This is a genomic window from Streptomyces sp. NPDC004065 (assembly GCF_044903565.1).
In the GTDB taxonomy this organism is placed as follows: domain Bacteria; phylum Actinomycetota; class Actinomycetes; order Streptomycetales; family Streptomycetaceae; genus Streptomyces.
Map to the genome: position 1 here is coordinate 122,035 of NZ_JBJDQT010000026.1, position 8,839 is coordinate 130,873.

Consider the following 8,839-nt stretch of genomic DNA (forward strand, 5'->3'; position numbering starts at 1 on the left):
CTTCAGCCCCCCACGCGCCTACGTCGACACGATCACCGGAAACAGCCGTTCCGGCGGGCACCGCCTCAGGTGCCCGCCCGTACGGCGTCGCACCCACAAGGAGCGTGCCCATGTCGCCGAACCCCGTCGCCGAGGCCGTCGCCGCCCTGATGCCCAGGGCACGGGCGGAGCTCGCCGAGCTGGTGGCGTTCAAGTCGGTGGCGGACTTCGACCAGTACCCGAGGAGCGAGAGCGAGGGCGCCGCGAACTGGGTCGCGGACGCGCTGCGCGCCGAGGGCTTCACGGACGTGGCCCTGCTGGACACCCCCGACGGCACGCAGTCGGTCTACGGCTACCTGCCCGGACCCGAGGGTGCGAAGACCGTCCTGCTCTACGCCCACTACGACGTGCAGCCGCCGCTGGACGAGGCGGGCTGGACGACGCCGCCGTTCGAGCTGACCGAGCGCGACGGCCGCTGGTACGGGCGCGGCGCCGCGGACTGCAAGGGCGGGATCATCATGCACCTGCTCGCGCTGCGCGCGCTGAAGGCGGCCGGCGGCATACCGGTGCACGTCAAGGTGATCGCCGAGGGTTCGGAGGAGCAGGGCACCGGCGGCCTGGAGCGCTACGCCGAGGAGCACCCCGGCCTGCTCGAGGCCGACACGATCGTGATCGGCGACTCGGGGAACTTCCGCGTCGGCCTGCCCACCGTCACCACCACCCTGCGCGGCATGACCATGGTCCGCGTCCAGGTGGACACCCTCGAGGGCAATCTGCACTCGGGACAGTTCGGCGGGGCCGCGCCCGACGCGCTGGCCGCGCTGATCCGCGCCCTGGACTCCCTGCGGGCCCCGGACGGCTCGACGGCGGTCGACGGACTCGCCGGCGACGCCGCCTGGGAGGGCCTGCAGTACGACGAGGCGCAGTTCCGCAAGGACGCCAAGGTGCTCGACGGCGTGGAGCTGATCGGCTCGGGCACGGTCGCCGACCGCATCTGGGCCCGCCCCGCCGTCACCGTCCTCGGCATCGACTGCCCGCCGGTCGTGGGCGCCACCCCGTCCGTGCAGGCGAGCGCCCGCGCCCTGATCAGCCTGCGGGTTCCGCCGGGCGTCGACGCGGCCGAGGCGACCAAGCTGCTCCAGGCCCACCTCGAGGCGCACACCCCGTGGGGCGCCCGGGTGCGCACCGAGCAGATCGGCCAGGGCCAGCCGTTCCGCGCCGACACCGGCAGCCCTGCCTACCGGGCGATGGCCGAGGCGATGGCGGTCGCCTACCCCGGCGAGTCGATGCAGTACGCGGGGCAGGGCGGCTCGATCCCGCTCTGCAACACCCTGGCCGGGCTCTACCCGCACGCCGAGATCCTCCTCATCGGCCTGAGCGAGCCCGAGGCGCAGATCCACGCCGTGAACGAGAGCGTCTCGCCCGAGGAACTGGAGCGCCTGTCGGTCACGGAGGCCCTCTTCCTGCGCAACTACGCGGCGGGCTGACCGACTCCGCACCCGCCCGGCCGACCGACCCCACACCCGCCCGGCCGACCGACCCCACACCCGCCCGGCCGACCGACCCCACACCCGCCCGGCCGACCGACCCCGCACCCGCCCGGCCGACCGACCCCGCACCCGCCCGGCCCACCGACCCCGCACCCGCCCGGCTGCCGGACCGACGCCCTGGCCCGGCGGCCGGAACCGCGGGGCGGCCGCGGGGCCGACCCCGCGGTCGCACGGCCAGGGACACCCCGGTGGCAGGGGAACCGACCCGCGGCCGCCCGGCCCGGCCCCGCATCCGCGGCCGTGACGTGGCCCTCGCGTTCCGGTGACCAGGACCGCCCCACGGGTCACGGCCGTCCTCGCGGTCCGGCGGTCCGGAAGTCCGGCGGTGCGATGGTCCCGTGGTCCCATGGTCCGGTGCCCGAGGTCCGGTAGGTCGGCAGTCCGGTGGTGCGGGGGCCGGGAGTCCGGGGCCCTTGACTGCCAGAAGGTCCAGCAGCTCCGTGCGGTCCGGCCGTCCGTACGGCCGGACAGCCAGACGGCCCGGCAGCCGGACAGTCGGGAAGCCGGGCGGTGGATCCGGGCTGTCGCGGCCCGACGAGCCGCGCCGCACGCGCCGGTGCTCAGCCGACGGGGACGCCCGCCTCCAGGTACTGGACCGCGCCGCGCTCGCGGGCGCGCAGCGCCCAGCGCAGGCGTTCGTAGCGGACCGGGGGCAGCAGGTCGGCGGCCTCGTGCTCGGTGACGAAGCGGCAGTCCCGCAGTTCCGGCCCGGGCAGCAGCAGGCTCGCGGCGGCCCCCGAGTCGAGCCGGCCGCCGTCGAAGATCAGCCGCAGCCCGCCGTAGCCGGGCGGCACGGGCGACTCCCAGTCGACGACGAGCAGCCGGGGCACGTCGTCCAGGCGTATCCCGGTCTCCTCGGCGACCTCGCGCATGCCGGCGCGGGCAGGAGCCTCGCCGGGCTCCACGACACCTCCGGGGAACTCCCAGCCGGCCTTGTAGGTGGGATCGACGAGCAGCACACGGTCCTCCTCGTCGAACAGCAGGACCCCCGAGGCCACGGTCTCCGTCGTGGGCTCGGGGGTCTGCACGATGTCGCAGACCGGCACGGCGCCGCTGCCGACGGCCTCGGCGATGCGGACGGCCGTCTGGTGCGGGGTGAGGGCGCCGGTGTCGACGACGTGGGCGTCGGCGGTCAGCCAGGAGGCGAGCGCCGTCCGGTACGGCTCGATGTGGTCGTACGACCACCGACGCACCCGTACTTCGCCGTCGGGGAGGTCGGGCGGGACGTCCCGGCCGGCTATCCGCTCGCGCAGGATCGTTTCGGCCGGGGCGAGCAGCACATGCCGGACGCCGATGCGGCGGGCGGCGAGGCCGCCGAAGATCTCGTCCCGGTACTCCTGGCGCAGCAGGGTCATGGGGGCGACGAGTGTTCCCCCCAGCTCGGCCAGCATCGCGGCCGCCGTGTCGATCACCAGCCGGCGCCAGATCGGCAGATCCTGGTAGTCACCGACCTGGGCCAGGTGCTTGGGCGGCAGCAGGTGGGTGAGCGCCGCGCCGATGACTTCGGGGTCGAAGAGCGTGCTGTTCGGGATCAGTTCGATCAGCTCCCGTGCGGTGGTGGTCTTTCCCGCACCGAACGCGCCGTTGATCCAGACGATCACGTTGCCCCCTCTTCTGTTGGCCCCCTGTGGCTTGCCCGCTCCACCCTGCCACGGAAACCAGCCCCAGTTGAGGGCGCCGGACACGCCGACGCCGGTGCCCCCGCCCGGGGGACACCGGCGCCGCTGCCGGGCCGGGACCGTCAGCCGGCGAGGCGGGAGGCGTCGTCGACGGCGGCCGCGCCGTCCTGGTCGGGCTGGTGGTGGTCGAGGCTGCCCACGGTGTCCTTGGCGGGCAGGTCCCCGAGGGTGTCGCGATGGCCGGCGTGCGACGGGGTGACCGCGGCCACCACGAATCCGGCGGCGAGGGAGGCGAGGGCGAGCATGCTGCGCTTCTTCATACCGGGTTCAACTGCGCGGGGCCCCGGGGAGTCACGGGGGATCCGAAGGCCGGTCCCGCCCGCGCACCCCCCAGGGTCCGCCCCGGCCGGCCACCGCGGGAACCACCCAACACAACCGAACACATCCCGGGCGCCCTCTTTCAACAGACTCAGACAGGTCCTACCGTAAACGCGCAGACATGACGCGGACATGAAGATTCCGCGTCCTTCGCCGGTCCCCAGGGAGCGTTCAGCATGCGTCACCCGCACCCGCACCCGCACCCGCACCCACGCCCGCACCCGCACCCGCCCACCACCCGCCGCGGAGGGGGCCGGTCCCTCACGGCGTCCGCCCTCGCGGCGTCCCTCCTCGCCCTCGGCATGGCGGCCCCCGCGGCCGCCGCGGCCCAGGCGGAGCCGGCCTCGCCCACGGCCCGCACCTCCGCCGCGGCCGCCTCCCCCGCTGTCGCCGACGGGCTCGCCCTCACCCCGCCGATGGGGTTCAACAACTGGAACTCCACCCACTGCCGCGCCGAGTTCAACGCGTCGATGGTCAAGGCGATCGCCGACCTCTTCGTCGAGAAGGGACTGAAGGACGCCGGCTATCACTACGTCAACCTCGACGACTGCTGGGCGCTGCCGCGGCGCGACGCCGAGGGCAGGCTCGTCCCCGACCCCGCGCGGTTCCCGGACGGCATCCGGGCCGTGGCGGACTACGTCCACGCCAAGGGCCTCAAGCTCGGCATCTACACGAGCGCGGGCACCAAGACCTGCGACGGCGCCGGGTTCCCTGGCGCGCTCGGCCACGAGTACGAGGACGCCCGGCAGTTCGCCGACTGGGGCGTCGACTACCTCAAGTACGACAACTGCAACAACCAGGGCGTGGACGCCAGGCTCCGCTACACCACCATGCGCGACGCGCTCAGGGCGACCGGCCGCCCCATCGTCTACAGCATCTGCGAGTGGGGGCAGAACAAGCCCTGGGAATGGGCGTCCGGCGTCGGCCACCTGTGGCGCACCACCGGCGACATCAGCGACAACTGGGGCTCGATGCTGTCGATCCTCAAGAAGAACCTGCCGCTCGCCCCGTACGCCGGACCGGGCCACTGGAACGACCCCGACATGCTCGAGGTCGGCAACGGCGGCATGACGGACACCGAGTACCGCACCCACTTCTCGATGTGGTCGGTCATGGCCGCGCCGCTCCTGATCGGCTCCGACCTGCGCACCGCGTCCCCCGCGACCCTCGACATCCTCGGCAACAAGGAGGTCGTCGCCGTCGACCAGGACCCGCTCGGCGCACAGGGCGCCGTCGTGTCCTCCGAGGGCGGGCGCTGGGTGGTCGCCAAGGAGATGAAGGACGGCAGCCGGGCCGTCGCCCTGTTCAACGAGACCGGCCAACCGCAGCGCATCGCCACCACGGCCCGGGCCGTGGGCCTGCCCCCCGCACCCGCGTACACCCTGCGCGACCTGTGGCGGCACACCGGCTCGCACACCGCCGGCACCATCTCGGCGACCGTCCCGGCCCACGGCACCGTCCTCGTCCGGGTAGCGGCCGGCCGCCACTGGGCGGCGTACCCGCCCGCCACCGAACTCGGCGTGGACGCCCGCCCGCTCGCCGTGGAGGGCCGGCCCGCCGCGCTGACCACCACGGTGACCGGCCTGGGCCGCACCCCGGCCACCAGGGTCTCCGTGTCGCTGACGGGCCCGCGGGGCTGGACGGTACGGGCCGAGTCCCCCACGCGCGCGGCCGCGCTGCCCACGGGCAGGGCCCTGCGCACCACCTGGTCCGTCACGGCCCCGGCGGGCACGCCCACCGGGGCCTACCCGCTGACCCTGAGCGAGACGCACCGCTCGCCGGCGGGTGCGCGGGCGAGCAGTACGCTGCCGCTGACCGCGTGGGTGGTGGTACCCCCGCCCACGGGAACGTCCTTCCTCGGTGACCTCCCGTGGATGTCGGCCGCCAACGGCTACGGGCCGGTGGAACGCGACACCAGCAACGGAGAGAGCGCCGCGGGCGACGGTCACCCGATCACCCTGGGCGGGGTGGTGTACGCCAAGGGGCTCGGGGTGCACGCGGACAGCGCCGTCGAGTACTACACCGGCGGCGCCTGCACCAGGGTGACCGCGGACGTCGGCGTCGACGACGAGAAGGGTGCCAGGGGCACCGTCGCCTTCGAGGTGTGGGCGGACGGCACGAAGGTGGCCTCGACGGACGTACTGACGAACGCCGACGCCGCCCGGCCGGTCACGGCGGACGTGACCGGCGCGCGGGTGGTCCGGCTGGTCGTCACCGACGGCGGCGACGGCATCGACTCCGACCACGCGGACTGGGCGGACGCGCGGCTGAGCTGCTGAGCCGGTGCGCCGGTGCGCCGCCGGCTGCCGGGGCGGGTGAGGGGAGGCTCGGCGTCCGCCGGAGCCGGGTGGTGCGCACGGCGGACCATCCGGCGGCCGGGGACGGTCAGACGCCGAGGGCCGTGGCGTCCGGCTGGGCGGCGAGCGCCGCCGCGGCCGCCCCGACCAGACCCGCGTCCGTGCCCATCTGCGCCGGGGCGACCGTCAGCTGCCGCGCGAAGGAGAGAGTGGCGTAGTCGGTGAGGGCCTTGCGCAGCGGTGCGAGCAGTACGTCCCCCGCCTTGCCCACTCCCCCGCCGATCACCGCGATGTCGATCTCGACCAGGGTCGCGGTGGCGGCGATGCCCGCCGCCAGGGCACGGGCGGCACGCTCGAAGGAGGCCACGGCGACCGGGTCCCCGGCGCGGGCCGCGGCGGCCACCGCCGCGGCCGAGGCGTCGCCGTCCGGACCCGGCCGCCAGCCGTTCTCCAGCGCCCGGCGCGCGATGTTCGGTCCGCTGGCGATGCGCTCCACACAGCCGCGCGACCCGCACGGGCAGGGGTCGCCGTCGAGGTCGACGCTGATGTGGCCGATGTGGCCGGCGTTCCCGGTCGGGCCGGGATGCAGATGGCCGCCGAGGATGAGGCCGCCGCCGACGCCGGTGGAGACCACCATGCACAGCGCGTTGTCATGGCCCCGGGCGGCGCCCTGCCAGTGTTCCGCCGCGGTGATGGCCACGCCGTCGCCGATCAGCTCCACGGGCAGGCCGCCGGCCGCGGCACGCGCCCGCTCGGCCAGCGGGTAGTCGCGCCAGCCCGGTACGTTCACGGGGCTGACCGTGCCCGCGGAGGCATCCACGGGGCCGGCGCTGCCGATGCCCAGGGCCGTGGCGCGTCCCCACAGGGGCGACCCGGTCAGGTCGCCGAGCACCGCCTCCACGGCCCGCATCACGGTCTCGCCGTCCTCCCGCGCGGGCGTCGGGCGCTGCGCACGCAGGAGGATGCCGCCGCGGCCGTCCACCAGCGCCCCGGCGATCTTCGTGCCGCCGATGTCGAGCGCTGCCACGAGGTCGGTGTGCATCAGAGTCAGATCTCCCCGTTCAACCATGGGACAACCAAGAGGTGGGCGCAGTCCGGCCGCGCGGTGGGGACACGGGCCGGAGTGTGCGGTGGACAGTCTCTCTTGTGTATGACAACGTTGTCCAGGCTCTATGCTCGACGCCACATCCTCATATGGACCCATGGGTCACCGCATCCCCGTGGACGACAGGACAGGACGCCGCATCGTGCCAGAGACCGCCCGCCGGGCCGACCGCCCCGCAGACCGTGCCGCCGGGAAGCGCTACGGCAACCGTCCGACGATGAAGGACGTGGCGGCCCGGGCCGGTGTCGGCCTCAAGACCGTCTCCCGGGTGGTCAACGGCGAGGCCGGGGTCACCCCGGACACCGAACGGCGCGTCCAGGAGGCCATCGAGGCGCTCGGCTTCCGCCGCAACGACAGCGCGCGGGTGCTGCGCAAGGGCCGTACGGCGAGCATCGGGCTGGTCCTCGAGGATCTGGCCGACCCCTTCTACGGGCCGCTCAGCCGCGCGGTCGAGGAGGTCGCGCGGGCGCACGGCGCGCTGCTCATCAACGGATCCAGCGCGGAGGACCCGAACCGTGAGCAGGAACTGGCGCTCGCCCTGTGCGCGCGGCGGGTGGACGGACTGGTCATCATCCCGGCCGGCGACGACCACCGGTACCTCGAGCCCGAGATCAAGGCGGGGGTCGCGACCGTGTTCGTGGACCGCCCGGCGGGCAGGATCGACGCCGATGTCGTCCTGTCGGACAACTTCGGCGGCGCCCGCGACGGTGTGGCGCATCTGATCGCCCACGGGCACCGGCGGATCGGGTTCATCGGCGACATGCCCCGCATCCACACGGCCGCGGAGCGGCTGCGCGGCTACCGGGCGGCCATGGAGGACGCGGGGATACCGGTCGAGGACGCGTGGATGTCGCTGGGCGTCACCGACCCGGAGCGGGTGCGGCGGGCCGCGGAGGCGATGCTGTCCGGCGACGAGCCGGTGACCGCGGTCTTCACTGGCAACAATCGGGTGACGGTCACCGTGATCCGGGTGCTGGCCGAGCAGTCGCGGCCGGTGGCGCTCGTGGGGTTCGACGACATCGAGTTGGCGGATCTGCTGGATCCGGGCATCACGGTGGTCGCGCAGGACGCGGCGGCGCTGGGGCGTACGGCTGCGGAGCGGCTGTTCCGGCAGCTGGACGGGACGTTGGTGGCGCCGGAGCGGATCGAGTTGCCGACGCGGCTGGTGACCCGGGGGTCGGGGGAGTTGCCGCCGGCGGCGGCGTGAGGGTCCTGTCCTCCGGGGCTCCGCCCCGGGGGCCCGGCGGGGGCTGTGCCGCCCGCGCCCCCGCTTTGGCTTTGCCCACCCGCCCGCCCGACTCGGTGGGATGAGAAGTCACCGTCCCTGGGGCTCTGCCCCAGACCCCGGCAGGGGGCTCCGCCCCCTGCACCCCCTTTGCCCCATCCGGCCCACCCGACGCGGTGGGACGAGGAGTTGCCGCCACGGGGCTCCGCCCCGGACCCCACGCGGGGCTGCGCCCCCTGCACCCCCCTTGCCCCATCCGGCCCACCCGACTCGCTGAGGTGAGGCGGCACCCCCACGGGGCTCCGCCCCGGACCCCACGCGGGGCTCCGCCCCTGCACCCCGGGAGAGGGCTGCGCCCCTGCACCCCTTGGGGCACCGCCCCGGGACCCACGCGGGGCAACGCTCCAGCACCCCATACGGGGCACCGCCCCGGGACCCCAGCGGGCCTCCGCCCCGAATCCCACGCGGGTGCACCACCCCTGCACCCCATGCGGGGCGCCATCCCGCACCCCGTGCAAGGCTCCCCCTGCACCCCACCGCCCTACCCCACGCCCCCCGCGCCTCCCACGCCCTCCACGCCCCCCGCGGCGTGGACGTGTCAGTGATTTTGTGTAAGTCCTTGGGGTTCATACGGCGTTGAGTCGGTCCTCGAAGAACAGGGAGAACTGGTTCAGCGCCGTCTTCCA

At 74.7% G+C, this 8,839-nt stretch carries 6 protein-coding genes; 3 read left to right on the forward strand and 3 right to left on the reverse strand.

From position 1 onward, the window contains the following. Positions 1 to 110: 110 nt before the first annotated feature. A complete protein-coding gene (locus tag ACI2LW_RS25280) occupies positions 111 to 1,466 on the forward strand; it encodes a dipeptidase (protein WP_404733481.1) in 1,356 nt (451 codons plus the stop codon). Between the two features lie 623 nt (positions 1,467 to 2,089). On the opposite strand, the gene ACI2LW_RS25285 is transcribed toward ACI2LW_RS25280, so the two are convergent. After that, positions 2,090 to 3,130 carry an NUDIX domain-containing protein gene (locus tag ACI2LW_RS25285; RefSeq protein ID WP_404733482.1) on the reverse strand — a complete coding sequence of 347 codons (1,041 nt, stop codon included), beginning with the start codon at positions 3,128 to 3,130 and terminating at the stop codon, positions 2,090 to 2,092. Positions 3,131 to 3,270: 140 nt separating this feature from the next. Continuing rightward, positions 3,271 to 3,468: a hypothetical protein gene (locus tag ACI2LW_RS25290; RefSeq protein ID WP_404733483.1), complete on the reverse strand. Its 198-nt coding sequence runs from the start codon at positions 3,466 to 3,468 to the stop codon at positions 3,271 to 3,273. Positions 3,469 to 3,702: 234 nt separating this feature from the next. Between ACI2LW_RS25290 and ACI2LW_RS25295 the strand changes: the two genes are divergently transcribed. Continuing rightward, positions 3,703 to 5,805, forward strand: coding sequence for an NPCBM/NEW2 domain-containing protein (locus tag ACI2LW_RS25295; RefSeq protein ID WP_404733484.1), 2,103 nt, complete (start codon positions 3,703 to 3,705; stop codon positions 5,803 to 5,805). Between the two features lie 106 nt (positions 5,806 to 5,911). Here ACI2LW_RS25295 and ACI2LW_RS25300 read toward each other — a convergent pair whose 3' ends face one another. Next, positions 5,912 to 6,865, reverse strand: coding sequence for an ROK family protein (locus tag ACI2LW_RS25300; protein ID WP_404733485.1), 954 nt, complete (start codon positions 6,863 to 6,865; stop codon positions 5,912 to 5,914). A gap of 160 nt (positions 6,866 to 7,025) precedes the next feature. On the opposite strand from ACI2LW_RS25300, the gene ACI2LW_RS25305 reads away from it, so the two are divergent. Beyond that, positions 7,026 to 8,135: a LacI family DNA-binding transcriptional regulator gene (locus tag ACI2LW_RS25305; protein ID WP_404733486.1), complete on the forward strand. Its 1,110-nt coding sequence runs from the start codon at positions 7,026 to 7,028 to the stop codon at positions 8,133 to 8,135. Positions 8,136 to 8,839: the final 704 nt, after the last annotated feature.